Source organism: Acinetobacter sp. VT 511, from assembly GCF_001077515.1.
GTDB lineage: Bacteria > Pseudomonadota > Gammaproteobacteria > Pseudomonadales > Moraxellaceae > Acinetobacter > Acinetobacter schindleri.
Genome location: NZ_LFRE01000059.1, coordinates 119,089 through 142,846 on the forward strand (window position 1 = coordinate 119,089; position 23,758 = coordinate 142,846).

Sequence of the window (23,758 nt, forward strand, 5' to 3'; positions counted from 1 at the left end):
AATTTATGCATACTTCAACTACCAGTACTGTGCCTTTGGTACCTTGGACTGCAGCACAATTACAACAGGCGACTCAGGGTTACTGGCTGAATGACAAGCAGCCTGAAGGCGAAATTAAACGTATCCTGATGGATTCTCGTGATGCTGAAGCTGGTGATGCTTTTCTGGCTTTGAAAGGTGAACGCTTTGATGCACACGATTTCGTAGCACAAGTGGCGGCAAACGGTTGCCAGATTGCCATTGTCGATCATCCGGTTGATGCTGAAATCTGCCAATTGGTTGTGGACGATACCCGTCAGGCGCTGGGGCGTCTAGGGGCTTTCCGTCGTCAGCAAAATCCACAACTCAAAGTCATTGCCCTGACTGGCAGTAGCGGTAAAACCACTACCAAGGAAATGCTGGGTAGTATCTTGTCTCGTCTGGCACCAACTTTGGTGACGCGCGGTAACCTGAATAATGATCTCGGTGTGCCTGTCATGTTGCTGGAGCTGCGCCCAGAGCATCAATATGCAGTGATGGAACTGGGGGCCAGCCATCAGGGTGAAATTGACTATACTGCTGGTCTGGTACAGCCGCACGTGGCCGGTATTATTAACATCGGGACTGCACATCTGGGTGAGTTCGGTGGTCGTGATGGGATTTGCCGTGCCAAGTCAGAAATTTATTCGCATATTTCTGAAACCTCTATTATCCCTGCAGCGGATGATTATGCCGAGCAGATTCGAGCTGCTGTAAAAACCGAAAAGACCTTAAGTTTTGGTCAGGGTGGAGAGGTCTACGCAACTGAAGTGGAATTACATCCGCAGTCTGCAAGCTTTATCTTGAATACACCTCAAGGTAATAAAACAGTAAACCTGCCATTTGCTGGTGAGCATAATGTGCAGAATGCAACTGCTGCTGCAGCCTTATCTTTAGCCCTTGGTATCAGCTTAGATGATATTGTGGCTGGCCTGGAAGAGGCAGTAGGTGCCAAAGGTCGTCTTAACTTCATCAAGCACAAAGAATTTTTGTTTATTGATGATACCTATAATGCCAACCCAAACTCGATGCGTGCTGCCGCTGACGTTTTAGCACAGCAGGAAGGTATCCGTGTCATGGTAATGGGTGATATTGGCGAGTTAGGTGCATCAGCCGCGATTGAGCATTATAAGCTGGGTCGCGATCTGGTTTCGGTAAAAGGCCTGAACTTTGTGGTGGCAGTCGGTGAATTTGCACCTGCCGCACAAGAAGGCGCGCGTAGTACACAATATGGTAAAAAAATGCAGGCTTTCCTGAATCAGGAGCAGGCATTACCGTTTTTAATTCGTTTGATTGAAACACATCAACCTCAGCCGATGTCATTCCTGTTTAAGGGGTCGCGTTTTACCCATATGGAAACATTGATGGCTGCATTGATGGAGAAACTCTAAATGCTGTTATGGCTATTTGAACAACTGGCGGGCTATGACAGCACGTTTCAGGTGGTTCGTTATTTAACATTACGTGCTTTGCTCAGTGTCTTGACGGCATTGACCATTGGTTTGGTGCTGGGCCCTGTGATGATTCGCAAGTTACAGGCATTGAAATATGGTCAGGCGGTAAGTTCATTTGCACCGGAAAACCATGCCAAAAAAATGGGTACACCCACCATGGGTGGTGTGCTGATTCTGCTATCAATTGGTATTTCGACCTTACTCTGGGCAGATTTATCGAATCCATACGTGTGGATTGTACTTGCAGTGATGGTGATTTTTGGTGCCGTCGGCTGGGCAGATGACTGGATCAAGATCCGTTATAAGGATAATGCCGGTTTGCCTGCACGCAAGAAGTTTTTCTGGACCTCTGTAGGTTCAATTGGTGCCGGTATTGCGCTTTATGTGATTGCACAGCAACAACCGAATCCGGTCGTGACAGCCAACATGCTGGATGTGCTGATTCCATTCTTTAAGGATCACACGATTCCACTCTCAATGATTCCACTCGGTATTGGTTTTATTATCTTTACTTATTTCGTGATTAATGGCGCATCGAATGCCGTTAACCTGACGGATGGTCTGGATGGTCTGGCGATTATGCCGATCGTACTGGTGGCTGCTGGTCTAGGTGTTTTTGCTTATCTTGCGGGTGATGTACGTTTTGCGAACTATCTGCATATTCCATATGTAAAATATTCATCTGAGCTGGTGGTGATCTGTGCCGCGATGATTGGTGCCGGTCTGGCATTCCTTTGGTACAACGCCCATCCTGCGCAGGTATTTATGGGTGATGTCGGTGCTTTATCACTCGGTGCGATGCTGGGTACGATTGCGGTGATGGTACGTCAGGAAATTGTATTTGCGATTATGGCCGGTGTGTTTCTGGTGGAAGCGATTTCGGTATTCCTGCAAATCGGTTCTTTAAGAATGCGCAATAAACGCGTATTCCTGATGGCACCATTGCATCATCATTATGAAAAGAAAGGCTGGCGTGAAACCCAGGTGGTGATCCGTTTCTGGATTATCACGATTATGCTGGTAGTTTTGGGTCTAATGACTTTAAAATTACGCTAAGAAATGCATTTGAAAAAGTCGGCGCATGCCGGCTTTTTTGTTTTGGAGAAACTATAAAATGAACCTACTGATGTGTCCTGTTTGTCGTGAGCAGCTCAAATTAAACGAACGCACGTGGCGCTGTGACAATCAGCATAGCTATGATGTCGCCAAACAAGGCTATGTGAACCTGCATGTGGTTCAGCATAAACACAGTAAAAATCCCGGTGATACACCTGAATCAGTACAGGCGCGCCGCGCATTTTTAAGTGCAGGTCACTATGCTCCGTTGCAACAAGCAGTGGTACAAAAGATTCGTGAACTGCGTATTGAAAATCTGCTGGATATTGGCTGTGGGGAAGGGTATTACACTGATGCCATGCAACAGGAAGTACTGCAGTGTGTAGGCGTGGATATTGCCAAAAATGCGATTCAGGTAGCAGCGAAGCTGAATAAAGAGATTACTTGGGTAGTAGGTACAGGCGCAACTTTGCCTGTATTAGATGAATCAATAGATCTATGTACCAGCCTGTTTAGCCCGATTCCGAAACAGGAAATTCTGCGTGTACTCAAGCCGAAATCTTATTTAATGGTTGTGACTCCTGCACCACAGCATTTGTATGCCATGCGCGAAGCCTTATTTGAGGAAGTTAAACCGCATGAACCACAAAAGTTTGTCGAGCAGTTGCAAGATGCATTTGATTTGGTGAGTGAACAGATTGTTGAAGCGCCTATGAATTTGCCACAAGCAGACTTGAAAAACCTGATTGCGATGACGCCATATGCTTATAAGGCTAAACCGGAACGCCGTCTGGCACTTGAACAGCAAGAACAATTTGAATTAATGGCACAATACCAGATTTATCTTTTTCAAAAGAAATAATACCGATCATTATTCTAAATAATATAAAGCCCTCATTTGAGGGCTTTTTATTTGACTGCTTAATCGGGAAAGTTACTGAACCTGTTCAATCAGACTATCAAGAGAATCTGTTTTCTTTGGCTGCAATGGTTGTTCCTGCGTTGCTGGTGTTTCACCAGGTACAGTCAATTCTTCACCCGGTAGATCTTCAAAATCATTTTGCTCACGTCTAGGTATAACGACTGGGGCTGGACGATACAGTGGAGTGGCCATTGGTGGAGAAGAGTGGTCTTCTTGTACTTCTTCTAAATCCTGATTGATGACTTTAGTACGATTAACTGGGGCTTTGGCTTTACGATCCAGACGCACCCAGGATTCTGGTGTACCTTTTAGCGCATTGGCCATAAAGTCGGTCCAGATTGGCAGGGCAGCTACACCGCCATACTCACGGCGACCTAAAGTTGTTGGCTGGTCAAAGCCGACCCAGGCTACTGTTACCAGCTTACCATTAAAGCCAGCAAACCAGGCATCCTTGGCATCGTTAGTAGTACCTGTCTTTCCCCCCAGGTCACTACGCCCAATGCGTAAAGCTGCACGGCCAGTACCGTGCTGGATTACATCACGTAAAATATTAGCCATTTCGTAGGCAGAGCTGGATTTAAGAATACGCTGTGCCTGACGGTAATTGCTATGTTCAGCCGAAACTTTCGGTGCTACTGCTTTGGTTTCCAGTGAGCGGTTATTCATTTCGATCACTTCATCATCTGGCGTCACCACGTCAGCAGATGCAATCGTTTGTTCTTCCTGATTAATACAGGAAATGCAGGCATATTCAGGTTTTGCTTCAAAAATCGTCTTACCATAAGCATCTTCAATACGGCTGATGAAATGCGGCTGGATACGGTAACCGCCATTGGCGAAGGTGGCATAACCGGTTGCCATCTGAATAGGCAGTACTTGCGGCGTACCAAGGGCAATGGTGTAGTTGCGTGGAATCTGTTTGTCTTCCAGACCAAAATCCATCAATAATTGTCGGGTGCGCTCAATCCCCACCGTTTGTAGCAAGCGCACAGAAACGGTATTACGTGAAAGGTATAAGGCACGACGTAAAGGAATCATGCCCAGATAACGACCATCTGAGTTTCTAGGAGTCCATTTACCAATCGTAATCGGCGCATCATTCACCAGGGTATGCGGACTCATGCCGCGTTCCAATGCCAGTGCATAAACAAAAGGCTTGATGGTCGAACCCGGCTGACGCCAGCCTTGAATGGCACGGTTAAAAGTCGATTGATAAAAATTATAGCCACCCACCACTGCTTCAATGGCACCATTATTTGGATTGATGGCAATCAGCTGACCTTGAACTTTAGGAATCTGTACCAGTGCCCAGGAAGTTTTTTGTGCATTAGGACGTAAACGGACAATATCTTTCAGCTTAACAATATCCGCCGCACGCTTGGGTGCAGCGCCAACACTATTGGCGTTTCGGTAACGGCGCGCCCATGACATTCCTGACCAGGGAACGGTGACGGTTGTTCCATCCTGCATTAAGGCTTCGAAACTATTTGGGTTGATTTTAGTGACTTGAGCAGGGTAAGTATTGGCAAAAGGCTGGAATTTTTTTAAGGGTTGATCATTTGCTTCAGCACCGCGCCAGCCATGACGCCGGTCATAGGCTTCAAGGCCTTCTTGTACCGATTGCTCAGCATACGCCTGACGTTGACTATTAATCGTGGTATAGACTTTATAGCCAGAATCGATGGCCTGTGCACCAAAATTCTGGATCAGTTCAGAACGAACCATCTCTCCAACATAGGGAAACTTATTGCGAGTGCTACGATCCGGCATATCCAGATTGATTGGTTCCGCAATCGCTTGCTGATACTGTGTCTGATTCAGATAACCAAGCTGCAGCATACGCCCCAGAATCCAGTTGCGACGTTCAAGAGCACGTTTGGGATTGGCGACCGGATTGTACTTGGAAGGGGCTTTCGGCAAACCGGCAATCATCGCCATCTGGGCAAGAGAAAGTTCTTCCAGGCTTTTGTTGTAATAGATTTTAGCCGCTGCTGCGATGCCATAAGCATTTTTACCCAAGAAAATCTTATTCACATAGAGGGTTAAAATTTCTTCTTTAGTCAGGTTTTGCTCAATTTTACGTGCCAGGAAAATTTCAGTCAATTTGCGCTTCAGTGTTCGTTCTGGACTGAGATAATAGTTTTTTGCCACCTGCATAGTGATGGTCGAACCACCGGTCTGTACATCGGAACCTGTGACGCTTTCACTTAATGCCCGGCCCAAGCCTTTAAAACTGATGCCACTATGTTCGAAAAAGCTGGAATCTTCTGCAGCGAGGAAAGCATGAATAAATTCTGGTGGAATCTGATCATATTCTACAGGCACAGAAAGTTTGCCGCCATATTCTGCAATCAACTCTTGATCGGAACTAAATACTTGTAAAGGCTTAAGTAAAGGTGCCTTTTTAAGGATAGACATTTCAGGCAAAGATGGAGCAATATAAAGGTACATGCCATAAAAGCCCATCGGAATTGAGATCATAATTATGATAATGATCAAAAAAAATGGATGAACAAGGCCTGAACTGGATAGCTTTTTCATAACAAGTAAGTTTTAATAAGAGCTAATGGCAAACTAAGTGAGCGGTCAGTATATCCTTTAGATATACATAATGTTAGATGACTTATTGTATCTAGATAAAATTATTAGACCGATTATACCTAGTAGGCTACTTTATTTTTGGGGATAAAAAAATAATAGGAATGATATTGTGCGCAGGTTATATCGTAAGCCAAACAAGGGGTTAATAGGCGTCGACATCAGCTCGACTTCTGTTAAAGTTTTGGAACTCTCTATGAAAAGCGGACGGTACTGGGTAGAAAGCTATGCTTTGGTCCCATTACCAGAAGGTAGTGTTGTTGAAAAAAACATCTTAAATCCAGAAGCCGTCGGTGATGCTTTGGCTCGTGCTATTAACTTGGCCAATACCCAATCTAACCAGGCTGCATTTGCGATTCCTACGTCTATGGCGATCACCAAAACGATCGAAATGGATGCAGATATGACAAGTGATGAACGCGAAGTTCAAATTCGTGAAGATGCCGAACAATACATTCCATTCCCACTCGATGAAGCCAGCATTGACTTTGAAGTCTTGCCTGATCGATTGTCTAATCCAAATCGTGTCAATGTTCTGTTGGTCGCAACCCGTATTGAAAATGTCGAAGCCCGGTCTGAAGTACTGCAAATCGCGGGGATCACACCCAAGATTGCAGATGTAGAAAGCTTTGCATTGGAAAATGCTTTCAGGGTGTTTGCCGATACTTTACCAATGGGCGTAAATACTGTCGGTATTCTGGATATTGGTCATAGCATGACAACTCTATCAGTCATGCGGAACAACAAGATTATTTATACTCGTGAGCAGGTGTTTGGGGGCAAGCAGCTGACTCAGGAAATCCAGAATCGTTATGGTCTGTCTTTTGAAGAAGCGGGACGCGCCAAGAAAACACGTGCATTGCCAGATGACTATGATATTGAAGTCTTGGAGCCATTCTTGGATGCTGTGGTGCAACAGGCAGCTCGTTCATTGCAGTTTTTCTTCTCATCTTCTCAGTTTAATGAAATTGACCATATCCTGTTGGCAGGAGGGAATGCCAATATTCCGGGTCTGGCAAAATTATTACAGCAAAAGCTTGGTTACCGTGTCACGATCGCGAATCCATTTTTACAAATGGGCTTTTCTCCTCAAATTGATATTAAAAAAATTGAAAATGACGCGTCCTCACTCATGGTTGCATGTGGTTTGGCATTGAGGAGTTTTGATTAATGGCAAAAATTAACTTACTTCCTTGGCGTGATGAGCTCAGGATAAAAAGAAATAACGAATTTGTCGCATATTGCATCGGGGCCTTGTTGCTAGGGGTAACAGCAGCTGGAGGAAGCTGGTTCTACTATGATCAAAAATTACAGGATCAAGAACAAGCCAACCAACTCATCATCAGTACCAATCAGAATCTGGATGTACAGCTAAAATCTCTGGAAGGTTTACAGGAACAGCGTAATGCGATTGTGGAACGCATGAAACTGATTCAAGGTTTACAAACCCAGCGTCCAATTGCCGTACATCTTATTGACGAGATTGTACGTGTAACCCCAAGTGATATGTATATCACCAAGTTTGACCGTGTCGGTGATAAGTTCACCATTGAAGGTAAAGCAGCAAGTCCAAATACGGTTGCAGAATTATTGCGTAATCTCGAAGCTTCTACCTGGTACCGTAATGCTTTCATGAATGCATTCCTAGTGGCGGAAGAGAATAAGGACAAGGCGCCAAGCTCTGTTATTCCACGTGTTGAAGAATCTTATGGCACATTTACAGTGACAGTGGATCTGGACCAGATTGCTCAACCGGTGCTTTCAGAACAACAGCCGCAAGCAGCTGCAGCAGCAGGAGGGGCGACATCATGAGCGAACAATTTGATGAATTAGGTCAGGAAGCTGTTGTTGTACCAAAAAATAAAATGACGGTAGAAAAGTTTTTTCAGCAATTTAATACCCTCGATCCAAATAACTATGGTAGCTGGCCACTGGCTGTAAAGATTACCTGCTGGGTATTTATTGTTTTCCTGGTTTTGATGCTGGCTTATTTCGGTCTGATTCGAGGCAAGATTGAATCAATTACTCAGGCCAATGCACAAGAACAGAATCTGTTAAATGAATTTCGTGAGAAAGATTCCAAACTGCGTAATTTGCAACAATACCAACAGCAACTTCAGGATATGGAAGCAAGCTTTAACCAGCAGCTTGAACAGTTACCAAAGGAAACTGAAATCCCAGGCCTGGTTGAAGATATTAATTTGAGTGGTGTCAATGCCGGACTGAAGTTTAAGAATATCCGTCTTGAACCTGAAGTAAAGCAAGAGTTCTTTATTGAACAGCCAATTTCTATTGAAGCAACGGGTGATTATCATGCCTTTGGTTCATTTGTCAGCGGTATTGCAGGATTGTCTCGTATCGTGACGCTACACGATTTTACGATTACGGGTACTGAAAATAAAGAGAAGAAAACAGATATCCCGGTTGTAGATTATACCTTGAAGGCAAAAACCTATCGTTATGTCGGTAGTGCGAACTCAGCATCGGCAGATACAACAGCTGCGAATAGTCAGGGGGCACAGTAATGAAGATGATCAAAATTGCTTCAGCACTTACTGCCGGATTAATCCTGGCAGGTTGTGAATCACGTATTGATGTGGTGAATCAGGAAATGGCCAATATCCGCAATCAACCCGCATTGCCCATTGAGCCAGCACCCGATTTTGCTCCGGTTGAAACTTTTAGTTATGCAGCACATCAGCTAAAAAGTCCTTTCTTGCCAAGTTCATTGGCAGCAGAACTGAAGATTATGGCAGGGAAACGGGTTTATCCAAACCTATCACGTCAATTGCAACCTTTAGAAAGTTATCCGCTTGAAACTTTGACCATGAAAGGAAGTCTCAAAAACCAGGCTGGACAGATTATGGCTTTAATTAATACGCCAGATGGGGAAATTGAACGTGTACAGCGTGGCAGTTATATGGGACTTAATCATGGTCGGGTGATCCATATCACACCGACACAAATTGATCTGATCGAGATTATTCCAGATGGACGCGATGGCTATGTGGAACGCCCTCGCAGTATGGTCCTGATTGGGCCTGCGCCATAAGTTAAAGGGAATAACAATGAATAAAAGTTTTAAAGAATTTATTTTTGGGGATGCTAATACAATGAATCATGTGTTTCGTCAGTTTTCAATGGGGGCAGTTGCTATTGCTGTAATGCAGGCGGCAAGTGCACAGGTTTCGATGACCAATGTGGTGCCAATGCAGATTCCAGGACAAGGTACTGAAATTCGCGTGATGTTTAATGGCTTGCCACCTCAACCACAAGCTTATCAATTAGAATCACCATCACGTCTGATTCTGGATTTTGATAAAGCACAGCAGAATTTAAAACAGAGCAATATTGCTGTTGCAACGAAAGAAGCAAGTTCTGTAGATGTGACTTCAGATGCCCAGCGTGCGCGTTTAACTGTGAATCTGGCTGATGCGGGTGCATTTACCACGCGTGTTGAAGGCAATACCTTTATTCTAAAAATCAATTCAACCAATCCAGTTATCCCTGTACAGCCAGTCGTACAACAAAATACTCAAGGTATTACTAATATTGGGTTCCAGCGCGGGGCGAAAGGTGAAGGTCAGGTCGTGATTGATCTGGCGAGTGGTAATACACCGGTTGATGTGCAACAGCAAGGCACCAAAGTTATTGTACGAGCATTAGGCTCCAAGATTCCTACTCATTTAACGCGTCGTCTGAATGTGAATGATTTTGCTACACCTGTTTCGACAGTAGATGCAGTCAACCAGAATGGCTCTGGAGTGATTACCATTCAAACTTCAGATAGCTATGAATACATGGCTTATCAAACCGATAATAAACTGACAATTAGTTTAAAACGCCCAGAAGAGAAAAATCCATTACGTCCAAAAGCTGCTCAGCATTATACTGGTAAGAAAATTTCTTTAGATTTTCAGGATATTGAAGTTCGCCGAGTATTACAGCTACTAGCAGATTTCACTGACATTAATATGGTTGCAGCAGACAGCGTACAAGGCAATATTACTTTACGTCTTAAGGAAGTGCCTTGGGATCAGGCTTTAGATATTGTTTTAAAGACTAAGAATTTGGATAAGCGTCGTAATGGTAATGTAATCTGGATAGCGCCTGTATCTGAGCTCATTAAAGCTGAAGAAGAAGAAGCCAAAGCACTTGCACAAAGTGTAAAGCTTGCTCCTATTCAGACAGAATATATGCAACTCAGTTATGCCAAAGCAGCTGATATTGAAAAGCTCATCACGCAGAATAAAGGGGCCTCAAGTGCCGGTTCTAATACAGGCAGTACAAGTGGAGATGATAAGGAGAGTCTACTGAGTTCACGTGGTTCTATTTCTATTGATGCACGTACCAATACTTTAATTGTAAATGATACTCAGCCTTTTATCGATAAAATCCGCAATATGGTGGATCTGCTTGATGTACAGGTAAAGCAGGTCATGGTTGAAGCACGTATTGTGCGTGCATCGACTGAATTCACCAAAGAAATCGGGGTGAAATGGGGAATTCTTTCTCAGGGCATTACTAATAATAATAATCTATTAGTGGGTGGAAGTGACACTACACTTTGGGATTTGCGTGATCCTCAAGAAAGTGATTTAGGTGGATATACCTATGATATTCAACGCCCAGATAATTTGAATGTTGACTTGGGTGTTGCAAACCCTGCTGGTCGAATTGCTTTTGGCTTGATTAGCTTATCTGACTTTATGTTAGATCTGGAGCTTTCTGCTTTACAAGCAGATGGTTATGGTGAAGTGATCTCAACACCTAAAGTTTTAACAGCAGATAAGCAGGCGGCTAAAGTTTCATCAGGTACACAAATTCCGTATCAATCTTCAGAAGGGGGTGGTGCAAATGCAGTTTCAACTACTGAATTTATTGATGCAACCCTCAGCTTAGATGTAACTCCTAGTATTACACCTGACGGTAAAGTTCAGATGCTGCTCAATATTACCAGTGATACTCCTGGAAACCCGACTCCAACGGGTCAATTAACGATTAATAAAAATCAAATTAGCACTAATGTGCTGGTTGATAATGGAGAAACGGTAGTTTTGGGGGGGATTTTTGAGCAAGAAACACGGAATGGACAAACTAAAGTACCTTTCTTGGGAGATATTCCATATTTAGGTCATTTATTTCGTAGAGATCTTAAATCTGACAATAAGCGTGAGCTCCTGATTTTTGTTACACCTCGAATTGTTAATGACAGTGTTTCAAGAAATCATTAATATATTTTGAAATTAACAAAATGAATAGGTGACTCCTTGCCAAGCAAAGAGTTTGAATCCCTGCCAAATATCTATTTGGTAGGGCCGATGGGGGCGGGAAAGACAACAGTAGGACGGCATTTAGCAGAATTGTTAGGACGAGAATTTCTGGATAGTGATCATGAAATTGAGCGTAAAACAGGTGCAACGATTCCCTGGATCTTTGAAAAAGAGGGTGAGCAGGGCTTTCGTAGTCGTGAAACGGTTGTCATCGATGAGTTAACTTCACGACCCCAGTTGGTTTTGGCCACAGGTGGTGGTGCGGTGACTCAGGCGCCTAACCGCGAATATCTGAAACAGCGAGGCATCGTTGTTTATCTCTACACTCCTGTAGAAATCCAGCTCCAACGAACCTATCGCGACAAAAACCGTCCCTTATTACAAGTTGAAAATCCGGAACAGAAACTTAAAGATCTGCTTGCAATTCGGGATCCGCTGTATCGGGAAGTCGCACACCATATTATTGAGACCAATCAGGGCGCTGCACGCGATCTGGCACAGCGTATTCTGCATCTCATCCTTCCGAAAAAATAAGCTCAGTAAAAAAGTGGTTACCCCATCATGCAAACCTTACATGTCGAACTCGGTGAACGTCGTTACCCAATTTTTATTGGTAGCGATTTAAATCCTCAGCAGCTGTTAGAACCTTATATTCATGGTAAACAGGTGATGATTGTCAGTAATGATACGGTAGCACCACTATATCTGGAACACTATAAGACAGCCTTGGAAAACCTGGGTAAAACAGTAGCGACCTGTATTTTGCCTGATGGTGAAAAATATAAGGATATTCAATATTTAAACCTGATTTTTGATGCGTTGCTTGAAGCGGGTTTTAACCGGGATTGTACTGTATTGGCATTGGGTGGTGGCGTGATTGGCGATATGGCTGGTTTTGCTTCAGCCTGTTTCCAGCGTGGTGTGTACTTTATTCAAGTGCCAACAACTTTGCTTTCGCAGGTGGATTCCAGTGTCGGTGGTAAAACCGGGATCAACCATCCACTCGGTAAAAACATGATTGGTGCTTTCCAGCAGCCACAAGTCGTGCTGGCGGATATGTCCCAGTTATCAACCTTGCCAGATCGTGAATTATCAGCAGGTCTTGCTGAAGTCATTAAATATGCATTACTCGGTGATAAGGACTTCCTGGTTTGGCTGGAAGCCAATATGGAAGGTCTGATTGCTCGTGATGAGCAGTTGCTGGCTGAAGCTGTTTATCGTTCCTGCGCCCATAAAGCCCGTATCGTGGCGAATGATGAAAAAGAGCAAGGTGAGCGTGCTTTACTCAACCTCGGTCATACCTTTGGTCATGCCATCGAGTCTTATCTGGGCTATGGTGAATGGCTGCATGGTGAAGCGGTAGCAACCGGTATGGTCATGGCCGCTGATTTATCACAGCGTATGGGCTGGATTTCCGAAGCAGATCTCGCGCGTACAAAAAAAATCATTTCTCGTGCCAAACTTCCGATTGTTTGCCCTAAAATTCCTCTGGATGATTTCCTGGGATATATGGCACATGACAAAAAAGTCTTAAATGGACAGTTACGTCTGGTATTGCTGGAACAATTAGGACAAGCGATTATCACCCGAGACTTTGATGTAGAATTAATGAAGCAGGCCATTCTGGCCAATCAGGCATAGGTAATTTTAGAAAATGACAGCACTCCATACGCCATGGCAAAAGATTCAGCATTATTTTTGGCTGGTGACTGCGGTAGGCTGTCTTTTTGTTGCGCTCATTTTTTGGGCAATTACAGATAAGGATCAGGTCACTCCTGTAGAGAAAAAGCCTGAAACAGAGGTTGAACTACTGATTCAACCAGAAAAAGTCGCTTCAATGACCCATCTTGGTGCATTAAATGAGGAAGTTCATCCGCTGGATATGACCACACGCACCATTGTAAATGCAAACCATGAAGCCGAGTTTCGTGGTACCAAATATGTTACTCAATTTAAAAATCAGTATGCGATTGAGCTATTTCGGGTCTCTGATGAAATTATTATTAAAAACTTCTTAAGAAAACAGATAGATCGTAATAAATTCATATACTTGCGTCTGTCAGGCGAAAATATGCCTGAGCAATATGTTTTACTCTATGGTTCTTATAAATCAGCCAATCAAGCAAAGCAGGCACTGGATCATTTGAATATGGATTTGCCGAAATCAGTCAAACCAGCTGTGCAGCAAATTCAGGATTATCAACCTTATGTGAATAACTTAGGTTCTGATGAGCTGACGTCTAACCAGAAACTCTATCAAGTACGATTAAAAAATGTGCCTCTACCAAAAGTAGAGGAAATAGTAGTTCCTAAACCGCAGAGCCAGCCCTCATCAAATACGTCAAGTACCACCAGTACAACTATTGTTCGTCGTGATCCATCGGGGAATGTAGTAGATGTGCAGAAGTCTGAAAGCACTGTACCGTCAACGCCACGTGCTCAACCTAATGGTCAACAACGTGCTGAAGAGCAAGAGATAAGTGATCCTTTTAACTAATACAAATTTGGGTGCGGGCTAAAATAGCGCACCCTGTATGAAAAAATACTATAAATGTGCGTTTTTGGTGCAAAAAATACACAATAAAAATTATCACTCTGTTCCTAATATTTGCTAAATCTTTGTCATTGGTATTGTTTCTGTCTTAGTGCATCAAGTTGGCATGTTCTTTGCTTTATTGGTGCATGAATTGAATTAATCTCCCTGTTTTGGCGCGAAAATGATTCGATGATTATGCGTAAGCGTCATATTTAGTCGTTATTTTTATGTGATTTCTGAGTCTTTTAAACTTTATTTTTCATGCGTATTAATCTGAAAAGGTTTATCTTCAAAGTGTGAAGAAAAGTTTTACTCTGCTAATAGAAATTTCCTCGAAAGTAAATTGGACGCCATCGCAAAGACGGATTTAGATTGTTTAACAGCCCGCCAGGGCTTTGTGATAAGAAGGGTACGCTATGCACATGCCATCGCCTAATAATGTAGCTCCCGCTCAAGGTTTATACCAACCGGATGAGTTTAAAGATAACTGTGGTTTCGGTTTGATCGCCCATATGCAGGGTGATGCAAGCCATGATCTCGTCAAGACCGCAATTCATAGTTTAAGTTGTATGACCCACCGTGGTGGTATTGCCGCAGATGGTAAGACCGGGGATGGTTGTGGTTTGCTTTTGGCAATGCCAAAGGAATTCTTTCGTGAAGAAGCAAAGCGTTTAAGTGATATTACCTTAAGCGAAATTTTTGCTGTAGGTACGATCTTCCTGAACCTGGATCCTGCACTTGCAGCACACGCAAAACAAGTATTAACCAAAGAAATTGAAGAAGAAGGTTGCCGCGTTATCGCATGGCGTGTGGTACCAACCAACAATGGCGCGTTAGGCGAGATCGCGATGCAGTCTTTGCCTGCTTTTGAACAGGTCATTGTTAACTGCCCAATCGGTGTCACTGAGGTTGAATTTAACCGTAAGTTATTCTTGGCGCGTCGTCGTGCCGAGCAGAAACTGATCAATGATTCATACTTCTATGTAACTACCTTATGCTCAACTGTGATTAGCTATAAAGGTTTGATGATGCCAGCAGCAATTGCTGACTTCTATACTGACCTGGCTGATGAGCGTCTGGCGTCACATATTGTGGTGTTCCACCAACGTTTCTCTACCAATACCTTGCCACGCTGGCCATTGGCTCAGCCATTCCGTTATCTGGCGCATAATGGTGAAATCAATACCATTACTGCAAACCGTAACTGGGCGCTGGCGCGTACACCTAAATTCGAAAATCCATTACTGCCAGGCTTGACTGAACTGAACCCGATTGTTAACCGTACCGGTTCGGATTCTTCTAGTCTGGATAACATGCTGGAAATCCTCATAGGTGGTGGTATGGACCTGTTCCGTGCGCTACGTATGCTGGTTCCACCCGCTTGGCAGAATGTTGAAACACTTGATGCTGACTTACGTGCATTCTACGAATTTAACTCTAAGCATATGGAAGCATGGGATGGTCCTGCAGGACTTGTAATTCAGGATGGTCGTCATGCGATCTGTATGCTGGACCGTAATGGTTTACGTCCTGCGCGTTGGGTCGTGACTAAAAATGGTTATATCACCCTGGCGTCTGAGATCGGTGTATGGGGGTATGAGCCTGAAGATGTAGTATCTAAAGGTCGTGTAGGTCCAGGTCAGATTCTGGTTGTGGATACCTTGACTGGTAAAGTATTAGATACTCAGGATGTCAATAACCACCTGAAACGTATGCGTCCATACCGTGAATGGCTGCGTGAAAATTCAGTACGTCTACAGGGTAGCCCTGAGCTGGAAGAATATCTGTGCGATCAAGGCTTAAAAGGCGATAGCCTGAAAGCGGCACAGAAAATGTTCATGGTGACTTTTGAAGAACGTGACCAGTTATTACGTCCAATCGCAGAAAGCGGTCAGGAAGCTGTAGGTTCAATGGGTGATGATACGCCAATGGCCGTGTTATCACGTCAGGTCCGTCACGTTTCCGATTACTTCCGTCAGCAGTTTGCGCAGGTTACTAATCCGCCGATCGATCCATTACGTGAATCGATCGTGATGTCACTGGAAACCTGTTTCGGTCGTGAACAGAATGTATTTGAGCAAAGCCCAGAACATGCAGACCGTTTGATCGTATCCAGCCCAGTGCTGACGAATTCAAAAATGCATCAGATCCGCACGATTGGTCGTAAAGGTTATGAAATTGCGGACATCGATCTGAACTATCCAGAAGCGGAAGGTCTTGAAGCGGCGATTGCACGTATCTGTGAAGAATCTGCTCAAGCGATTCGTGATGGTAAGACTTTACTGGTACTTTCAGACAAGAAAATCCGTGAAGGCTTCTTGCCAGCTAATGCTGTGATGGTCACTGGTGCGGTGCATCATCACCTGATTAATACAGGTCTGCGTACCGATGCGAATCTGATTATCGAAACCGGTTTTGCTCGTGATCCACATCAGTTTGCTGTACTTCTAGGCTTTGGTGCGACAGCGATCTATCCATACCTGGCGTATGACGTGATCAATGATCTGGTGGCGAAAGGTGAATTGCTGGGTGATCCGGTATACGCGCAAAACAACTTCCGTAAGGGTATTGAAAAAGGCTTGCTGAAAGTCCTGTCCAAGATGGGTATTTCAACGGTTGCTTCTTACCGTGGCGGTCAGCTGTTTGAAGCAGTGGGCTTATCCAATGAAGTCGTGAACACATGCTTCGTTGGTGTACCAAGCCGTATTCAGGGTGCAACATTTGTTGATCTTGAAAATGACCAGAAACAATTGGCTGATATCGCGTGGAAAAACCGTAAACCAATTGATCAAGGTGGCTTGCTGAAATTTGTATTCGGTAAGGAATACCATGCATTTAACCCGGATGTAATTAATTCACTGCATAAAGCAGTACGTTCTGGTAATTATGCTGATTTTAAAGAATATGCAGAACTTGTGAATAATCGTCCGATCGCAACGATCCGTGACCTATTCAAACTGAAAACAGACAATTCGATTGAACTGGATCAAGTGGAATCTGTAGAAGAGATCCTGCCTCGCTTTGACTCTGCGGGTATGTCTTTAGGTGCTTTGTCGCCTGAAGCACACGAAGCGATTGCGATTGCCATGAACACAATTGGTGGTCGTTCAAATTCAGGTGAGGGCGGTGAAGATCCAGCGCGTTACGGCACTATTCGTAACTCGAAAATCAAACAAATTGCATCGGGCCGTTTTGGTGTGACTCCTGCTTACTTAACTTCAGCAGAAGTCCTGCAAATTAAAGTCGCGCAAGGTGCAAAACCAGGTGAAGGTGGCCAGTTGCCGGGCGGTAAAGTAAACGGTCTCATTGCTCGTTTGCGTTACTCTGTACCAGGTGTAACCCTCATTTCGCCACCACCGCATCATGACATCTATTCAATTGAAGATTTATCACAGTTGATCTTTGATTTAAAACAAGTTAACCCACAGGCGATGGTGTCAGTTAAGCTTGTTTCTGAACCAGGTGTCGGTACGATCGCGGCAGGTGTAGCGAAAGCCTATGCCGATTTCATTACCATTTCTGGTTATGATGGCGGTACAGCGGCTTCTCCACTTTCTTCAATTCATCATGCAGGTTCACCGTGGGAACTGGGTCTTTCTGAGGCACATCAGGCTCTTCGTGTGAATGACCTGCGTGGTAAAGTTCGCGTACAGACAGACGGCGGTTTAAAAACCGGTCTGGATGTTGTCAAAGCAGCAATTCTGGGTGCTGAAAGCTTCGGCTTTGGTTCGACTCCGATGATCGCATTAGGTTGTAAATACCTGCGTATCTGCCACTTGAATAACTGTGCAACCGGTGTTGCGACTCAACAAGATCATTTACGTCAAGAGCATTATATTGGCGAGCCACAAATGCTGATTAACTTCTTCACTTTTATTGCTGAAGAAACCCGTGAATGGTTGGCGGCACTCGGTGTATCGAGTCTGAAAGACCTGATTGGCCGTACGGATCTGCTGGAAGTCTTGCCAGGTGAAACTGCAAAGCATGCACACCTTGATTTAAGCAAACTGCTAGAGTCGCATCCGGCAGCTGAAGGTAAAGCACAGTACTGTGAAGTTCAGGGCAATGCACCGTTTGATAAAGGTATTCTGGCAGAGAAAATGGTAGATGAGATTCTACCTGCCATCGAAGCAGGAACTGGCGGTGAATATAGCTTTACGATTGGTAACTGTGACCGTTCGATTGGTGCCCGTCTGTCTGGTGAAATTGCGAAACGTTATGGCAACCTGAGCATGGAAGCCCATCCGGTGAAAGTTCACCTGAATGGTACTGCAGGCCAGTCACTGGGTGTCTGGAATGCCGGTGGTTTGCATATCAGCCTGGAAGGTGATGCCAATGACTATGTCGGTAAAGGTATGGCCGGTGGTCGCATCTCGATCTTCCCGCCAAAAGGTTCGCCATTCCAGACGCAAAATACCGCGATTATTGGGAATACTTGTCTGTATGGTGCGACTGGCGGTAAGTTATATGCAGCGGGTACAGCGGGCGAGCGTTTCGCGGTGCGTAACTCGGGTGCATTTGCCGTGATTGAAGGTGCAGGTGATCACTGCTGTGAATATATGACCGGCGGTATTGTGACGGTGCTGGGTAAAGTTGGGCATAACTTCGGTGCGGGTATGACTGGTGGTTTTGCTTATGTACTTGATCTGGATAATGACTTCGTTGATCATTATAACCACGAATTGATTGAGCTGAACCGTATTTCCACCGAAGCGATGGAGGAGCATAAAGCCTTCTTGGGTCGTATTCTCGATGAACATATTAAAGAAACAGGTAGTGCTTGGGCGTACAAGATCCGCCACGAGTTTGACTTCTACAGCCGCAAGTTCTGGTTGGTAAAACCAAAAGCAGCCAACTTGCAAACGCTGTTAAAAACAACTCAAGCTGATCCACAATAATTCCACTACTGCAGAAACATAGGGAGATGTAAGGCAACTGTGAACCCCTTACATCTACCCACGGAGAGAGACATGGCAGAACGCCTGAATAATGACTTTCAATTCCTGGATGTCGCACGCCAAGATCCAGAGAAAAAAGAGATTGATGTCCGCAAAGCAGAATTTGTGGAAATTTATAAGCCTTATACAGCGGAAATTGCAGCCAATCAGACGCATCGCTGCCTAGGCTGTGGTAACCCGTACTGTGAGTGGAAATGTCCGGTACATAACTACATTCCAAACTGGTTAAAACTGGTGTCTGAAGGCCGTTTGTTCCAGGCGGCTGAACTGTGTCATCAGACCAATACTTTGCCGGAAGTTTGTGGTCGTGTCTGTCCGCAGGACCGTCTGTGTGAAGGGGCGTGTACCCTGAACGACGGTTTCGGTGCGGTGACTATTGGTAATGCTGAAAAATATATCAATGATACCGCCTTTGCTTTGGGCTGGCGTCCAGATATGTCCAATGTGCAATGGACCAATAAAAAAGTCGCGATTATCGGGGCAGGTCCTGCAGGACTTGGCTGTGCGGATATTTTGGTGCGTAACGGGGTAAAACCTGTGGTCTTTGATAAACGTCCAGAAATTGGGGGGTTGCTGACTTTCGGTATTCCAGAATTCAAGATGGAAAAAGATGTGATGAAACGCCGCCGTGAAATTTTCACCGGTATGGGGGTGGAATTCCGTCTGAATACTGAGATTGGTACAGATGTGACCATCGACCAGTTACTTGCAGATTATGATGCGGTATTCATGGGCATGGGCACCTATACTTATATGAAAGGTGGTTTTGCCGGTGAAGATCTGGATGGTGTGTATGATGCACTGGATTTCCTGATTGCGAATGTCAATCGTTGTCAGGGCTGGGAAAAAGATCCGGCTGAATACATCAGTGTTGAAGGCAAGAAAGTGATTGTACTGGGTGGTGGGGATACTGCCATGGACTGTAACCGTACTTCTATTCGTCAAGGTGCGCAGGAAGTGACCTGTGCTTATCGTCGTGATGAAGCTAATATGCCAGGTTCACGCCGTGAAGTGGCCAATGCACGTGAAGAAGGCGTGAACTTCTTATTTAATCGTCAGCCGATTGAAATTGTTGGAGAAAATGGCAAGGTCACAGGTGTAAAAGTGGTGACCACTCAATTGGGTGAGCCAGACAGCCGTGGTCGTCGCAGCCCAGAGCCTGTACCAGGTTCAGAAGAAGTTTTAGCTGCAGATGCAGTGTTACTTGCTTTTGGTTTCCGTGCCAGCCCTGCGGATTGGTTTAGCACTGCCAATATTGGGGTAGATGGTTCAGGTCGCGTGGTTGCAGCAGAACAGCAAACATTTAAATTCCAAACGTCTAACCCGAAAATTTTTGCAGGGGGCGATATGGTACGTGGTTCTGATTTGGTCGTGACCGCAATTTGGGAAGGTCGTCAGGCGGCAGAAGGTATTTTAGATTATTTAGAGGTCTAAACGAGTTTGCTTTGCTTAGATCTTGAAAGGGCTGAGTTTTAAGGAATTCAGTCCTTTTTTATTGAATATTTTATCCAGCTCATCTTCTTGTGGAATATATTGCCATCCCTGAGCCTTATATGGCCTAAGCGCAGAAACCGCAATATCAATTTAATCTACTGCGCAAGGTTATTGTTTGATGTAAACAGTTTGGTGATTCGCTCGATTAAACAAAATACACAAACAGGTCAGAATTTCACGTTAGAATGATATCATTTCAAATAAATACCAAGAAATTTTAGAGGTTAATGTATGAATTTCACAAAAAAAACCATGCTTGCAGTGGCTTTAAGCAGTACCTTGACTTTAAGCGGTTGTGGCTATAACACCTTACAAGTGAAAGATGAAGCCGTAACAGCGGCTTGGTCAGAAGTCCAAAACCAATATCAACGCCGTGCCGACCTAGTACCAAACTTGGTGAATGTAGTGAAAGGCTATGCCAAACATGAAGAACAAGTCTTGACTGAAGTCACTCAGGCACGTGCCAATGTCGCAGGCTTAAAAGTGGATAAGTCGGTATTGGAAGACCCTGCGTTATTCCAGAAATATCAAGAAGCACAGGCGCAAATGACCAGTGCCTTATCACGTTTAATTGCGGTGTCTGAAAACTATCCAGACTTAAAAGCCAATGAGCAATTCCGTGATTTACAAGTACAACTAGAAGGCACAGAAAACCGTATTGCCGTGGCGCGTAACCGTTACATCAGCACAGTGCAAGACTTTAACAGCTATGCACGTCAATTCCCGCAAGTGATGACCGCAAAAGTCATTGGTATGGACACCAAACCAAACTTCAGTGCCGAACAAAGCGCACAAACAGCACCGAAAGTTTCGTTTGAATAACGCCTAGGAGGATGTCTGGATGCTGCAATTGCACAGCAAGACCCACATGAGTCTAGCGCACATGCTGCTGCTGATGGTTGTCATGTGTTTTAGTGGCTTGGCATATTGTGAAGTTGCTACAGCAACGGATGAAACCGCCGAAGCTGTGGTGCTGGGTAAAATTGTGCAGCAACCGCATCCTCAAAATGTAAACCCTATTCCGGATCTTGCAAACTCAGGTCAGTCTACATCGAGCACTCAGCAAGCGCCTGTAGGATCACCTGTTCAGCAACCGCAAATTGCCCATGATATGGCAGAGGGTGAATCTATCCGTGCTTTACCGACCTTGAATCAGCCCGTGGTCGATCAAGCTAATTTGCTCACTGCTGCAGAAAAACAGCAAATCAGCCAGCGAATTTTAAATTTACATCAACACGCCAAAGCACAAATTGGGGTGGTGATTGTACCGACCACAGGGCAGGAAGATATTTTTGATTTTGCCATGCGGGTCGCAGAACAATGGCAGCTCGGTTCTGCCAAGCAAGATAATGGTGTGTTGATGGCAATTGCAGTCAATGACCGCCGTATTCAGATTTTAACGGGTTATGGTTTAGAGGGCGTGCTGCCCGATATTGTGGTCAGTCGGATTATTAACCAACGCATTACCCCCTATTTTAAACAAGCCCAATATGCACAAGGCATAGATGCAGGCGTGGCAGAAATTGAACGGATTTTAAACCTAGACCCCGAAGTTGCTGCACAGGCTGCGCAAGAACTGAAACAGCGTCAGGAACAAGCGTTGCAAGAACAACAGGCACGTGAAAAAACCTTGAGCAGTGCTTTATTTATTTTAATTGCAGGGGTGATTGGCTCACTGATTGTCGGAAAACGCTTAAGTGCTTCAACCGCTGCCGTAGCAGGTACAGTGGCAGGTTTGGTCAATGGTGCAGGCTTAATCACCAGTTTAATGATTGGCGCGGGAATTTTCTTTTTACTCATCACTGCCATTGCACAAACCATTTTCCAAATTTTCTTGTCCTCTGCGGGGCGTGGTGGCGGAGGCGGTTTTGGTGGTGGGGGCGGCTATAGCGGCGGCGGTGGCTTTGGTGGGGGAGGAGCATCAGGATCATGGTAACTACAACAGATACAACAGAAATTATTACTCAACCAAAAATGGACATTGCAGCGCGTCCGAGTGTAAAGCGCTGGCTGAAGCATTTCTTTTTTTTACCTGCCACCAAACGTTTTTTTAATGCGCAAGATCAGCATGCCATTGCAGAAGCAGTGACTGCTGCCGAGCATGGGCATGTGGGTGAAATTCAGGTGGTGATTGAAGGCTGTTTACCCTCGCGGTTGGCATATGCGGTAGATACGCATACCCGCGCACGCCAATTATTTGCTGAATTGGGTGTTTGGGATACTGAACTGAACAGCGGGGTTTTACTGTACCTGAATTTGTGTGAGCGCAAGGTGGAAATTGTGATTGACCGTGGTATTAAAACCGCGACCACGCAACAGGTATGGGATGAAGTCTGTGCGCATATTGTGCAGGGGTTGGCACAGCAGCAGTTTCGGCAAGCAGTAATAACAGGTGTACAAGAAATTGGTGAAATTTTGGATGCGTTTTATGACCGCCAGTTGCTAGATCAGCAAAATGAATTGAGCAATGCGCCGATTATTTTGGGGTGAGGGTTGTTGGTGTTTTTCTCTTTTTTAATTCTTCTGTTTTTTAAAAAGAGCATAGGAGAGATTTTTAAATATGGGTAGCTTTCACTACATTTGGCTCACTTTTTCAAAAAGGGGATGTCTCATGAATACAAAAGATAAGCACCCCACACAAGTTAAATTTGCTGAAATTTAGATCAAAAATTAAAATAATTTTGTGATGGATTTTTTTGAAAATTAAAAACTGTGATGCATTGCATTAAAATTGACAAAGTTTGTTAAATTCATGTTTTTACCTGACAAAATTTGTCACTTTTTAACAAAAATATACAGTCAAATTAAAGGTTCTAAATTTTTTATGTGCAAGGTGCTGTTTTTTTGTGAGAATTGTCTATAATAAAAGTTGGCACGTTTAGTGCTAAGTATAAAATAGCTTACAAAGCTTATAATTAAATTAACAACATTTGTGGAGAATGTTTATGAACGCTCAAAAAGGCTTTACGCTGATCGAGTTGATGATAGTTGTCGCTATTATTGGTATTTTGGCTGCAATTGCGATTCCTGCTTATCAAGATTATATTGCTCGCTCACAAGTGTCTGAAGCATTTGCAATGACAGCTGCTCAAAAAACAGCAATTGCTGAATATGCTCAAAATAATGGGGCTTATCCTGGAGCAGGTACTAAGCCAACAGCGGCTAGTTTGAAAGTAGAAGGTACTTATGCCGATGCTGAGGTAGCGGCTGATACTGGTATTATTACCGTTACAATGAAAGCCGCTGGAGAGGTCAATGGTCGTGTAGCAGGTAAAACTATTACTTTAACGCCACCACAAGATCTTACCGCAGACAGTACATCTTTTAATTTTGCTTGTGAATCAACAGGTGCAACTGGTATGGATCAAAAGTATTTGCCAAAATCTTGTACTGGTCTTTAATTTAGTACTTTAAAACGCGTCCAATTTGGATGCGTTTTTATAAATATT

18 protein-coding genes are annotated in these 23,758 nt (G+C 44.2%); 17 read left to right on the forward strand and 1 reads right to left on the reverse strand.

Annotation, left to right across the window (positions count from 1 at the left end; genetic code table 11):
* The first annotated feature begins 5 nt into the window (after positions 1–5).
* Genes murF through ACS72_RS07765 form a run of 3 tightly spaced genes read left to right on the forward strand, consistent with a single transcriptional unit; the run spans position 6 to position 3,390 of the window.
* Positions 6–1,409, forward strand: a complete 1,404-nt coding sequence (murF, locus tag ACS72_RS07755) for a UDP-N-acetylmuramoyl-tripeptide--D-alanyl-D-alanine ligase (RefSeq protein WP_048881756.1) — start codon at positions 6–8, stop codon at positions 1,407–1,409.
* Positions 1,410–2,528 (forward strand): phospho-N-acetylmuramoyl-pentapeptide-transferase, encoded by a 1,119-nt coding sequence (gene mraY / locus ACS72_RS07760; protein WP_048881757.1) that lies wholly within the window; start codon positions 1,410–1,412, stop codon positions 2,526–2,528. It abuts the gene before it with no gap.
* Positions 2,529–2,586: 58 nt separating this feature from the next.
* Positions 2,587–3,390: a putative RNA methyltransferase gene (locus ACS72_RS07765; protein WP_048881758.1), complete on the forward strand. Its 804-nt coding sequence runs from the start codon at positions 2,587–2,589 to the stop codon at positions 3,388–3,390.
* A gap of 72 nt (positions 3,391–3,462) precedes the next feature.
* Here ACS72_RS07765 and ponA read toward each other — a convergent pair whose 3' ends face one another.
* Positions 3,463–5,991, reverse strand: a complete 2,529-nt coding sequence (gene ponA, locus ACS72_RS07770; RefSeq protein ID WP_048881759.1) for a penicillin-binding protein PBP1a — start codon at positions 5,989–5,991, stop codon at positions 3,463–3,465.
* Between the two features lie 169 nt (positions 5,992–6,160).
* Between ponA and ACS72_RS07775 the strand changes: the two genes are divergently transcribed.
* From ACS72_RS07775 to ACS72_RS07840, 14 genes are all read left to right on the forward strand, one after another.
* Positions 6,161–7,219, forward strand: a complete 1,059-nt coding sequence (locus ACS72_RS07775; protein ID WP_004810013.1) for a pilus assembly protein PilM — start codon at positions 6,161–6,163, stop codon at positions 7,217–7,219.
* Positions 7,219–7,860, forward strand: coding sequence for a PilN domain-containing protein (locus ACS72_RS07780; protein ID WP_048881760.1), 642 nt, complete (start codon positions 7,219–7,221; stop codon positions 7,858–7,860). The genes ACS72_RS07775 and ACS72_RS07780 overlap by 1 nt, the downstream gene beginning before the upstream one ends.
* The gene (locus ACS72_RS07785) at positions 7,854–8,573 is read left to right on the forward strand and encodes a type 4a pilus biogenesis protein PilO (RefSeq protein WP_026056744.1); all 720 of its coding nucleotides are present in this window, start codon (positions 7,854–7,856) and stop codon (positions 8,571–8,573) included. The genes ACS72_RS07780 and ACS72_RS07785 overlap by 7 nt, the downstream gene beginning before the upstream one ends.
* Entirely contained in the window at positions 8,573–9,100 is a 528-nt protein-coding gene (locus ACS72_RS07790; protein WP_004810006.1) for a pilus assembly protein PilP, read from the forward strand. Before ACS72_RS07785 ends, ACS72_RS07790 begins: the two co-directional genes overlap by 1 nt.
* A gap of 16 nt (positions 9,101–9,116) precedes the next feature.
* Complete coding sequence (gene pilQ / locus ACS72_RS07795) at positions 9,117–11,282, forward strand: type IV pilus secretin PilQ family protein (RefSeq protein ID WP_048881761.1); 2,166 nt, start codon at positions 9,117–9,119, stop codon at positions 11,280–11,282.
* 36 nt (positions 11,283–11,318) lie between these two features.
* Positions 11,319–11,855 carry a shikimate kinase AroK gene (gene aroK, locus ACS72_RS07800; protein WP_004896271.1) on the forward strand — a complete coding sequence of 179 codons (537 nt, stop codon included), beginning with the start codon at positions 11,319–11,321 and terminating at the stop codon, positions 11,853–11,855.
* Positions 11,856–11,882: 27 nt separating this feature from the next.
* The gene (aroB, locus tag ACS72_RS07805) at positions 11,883–12,962 is read left to right on the forward strand and encodes a 3-dehydroquinate synthase (protein WP_048881762.1); all 1,080 of its coding nucleotides are present in this window, start codon (positions 11,883–11,885) and stop codon (positions 12,960–12,962) included.
* A gap of 13 nt (positions 12,963–12,975) precedes the next feature.
* Positions 12,976–13,818: a hypothetical protein gene (locus tag ACS72_RS07810; RefSeq protein ID WP_048881763.1), complete on the forward strand. Its 843-nt coding sequence runs from the start codon at positions 12,976–12,978 to the stop codon at positions 13,816–13,818.
* Between the two features lie 461 nt (positions 13,819–14,279).
* Positions 14,280–18,755 carry a glutamate synthase large subunit gene (gene gltB / locus ACS72_RS07815; RefSeq protein ID WP_155858019.1) on the forward strand — a complete coding sequence of 1,492 codons (4,476 nt, stop codon included), beginning with the start codon at positions 14,280–14,282 and terminating at the stop codon, positions 18,753–18,755.
* Between the two features lie 72 nt (positions 18,756–18,827).
* Positions 18,828–20,249 (forward strand): FAD-dependent oxidoreductase, encoded by a 1,422-nt coding sequence (locus ACS72_RS07820; protein ID WP_048881765.1) that lies wholly within the window; start codon positions 18,828–18,830, stop codon positions 20,247–20,249.
* Positions 20,250–20,540: 291 nt separating this feature from the next.
* Positions 20,541–21,131 carry a LemA family protein gene (locus tag ACS72_RS07825; protein WP_048881766.1) on the forward strand — a complete coding sequence of 197 codons (591 nt, stop codon included), beginning with the start codon at positions 20,541–20,543 and terminating at the stop codon, positions 21,129–21,131.
* A gap of 19 nt (positions 21,132–21,150) precedes the next feature.
* Positions 21,151–22,245: a YgcG family protein gene (locus tag ACS72_RS07830; protein WP_048881767.1), complete on the forward strand. Its 1,095-nt coding sequence runs from the start codon at positions 21,151–21,153 to the stop codon at positions 22,243–22,245.
* On the forward strand, positions 22,239–22,799 hold the full coding sequence (locus ACS72_RS07835) for a TPM domain-containing protein (protein WP_048881768.1): 561 nt from the start codon (positions 22,239–22,241) through the stop codon (positions 22,797–22,799). The genes ACS72_RS07830 and ACS72_RS07835 overlap by 7 nt, the downstream gene beginning before the upstream one ends.
* Before the next feature lie 455 nt (positions 22,800–23,254).
* Positions 23,255–23,710, forward strand: coding sequence for a pilin (locus tag ACS72_RS07840; RefSeq protein ID WP_081405840.1), 456 nt, complete (start codon positions 23,255–23,257; stop codon positions 23,708–23,710).
* Positions 23,711–23,758: the final 48 nt, after the last annotated feature.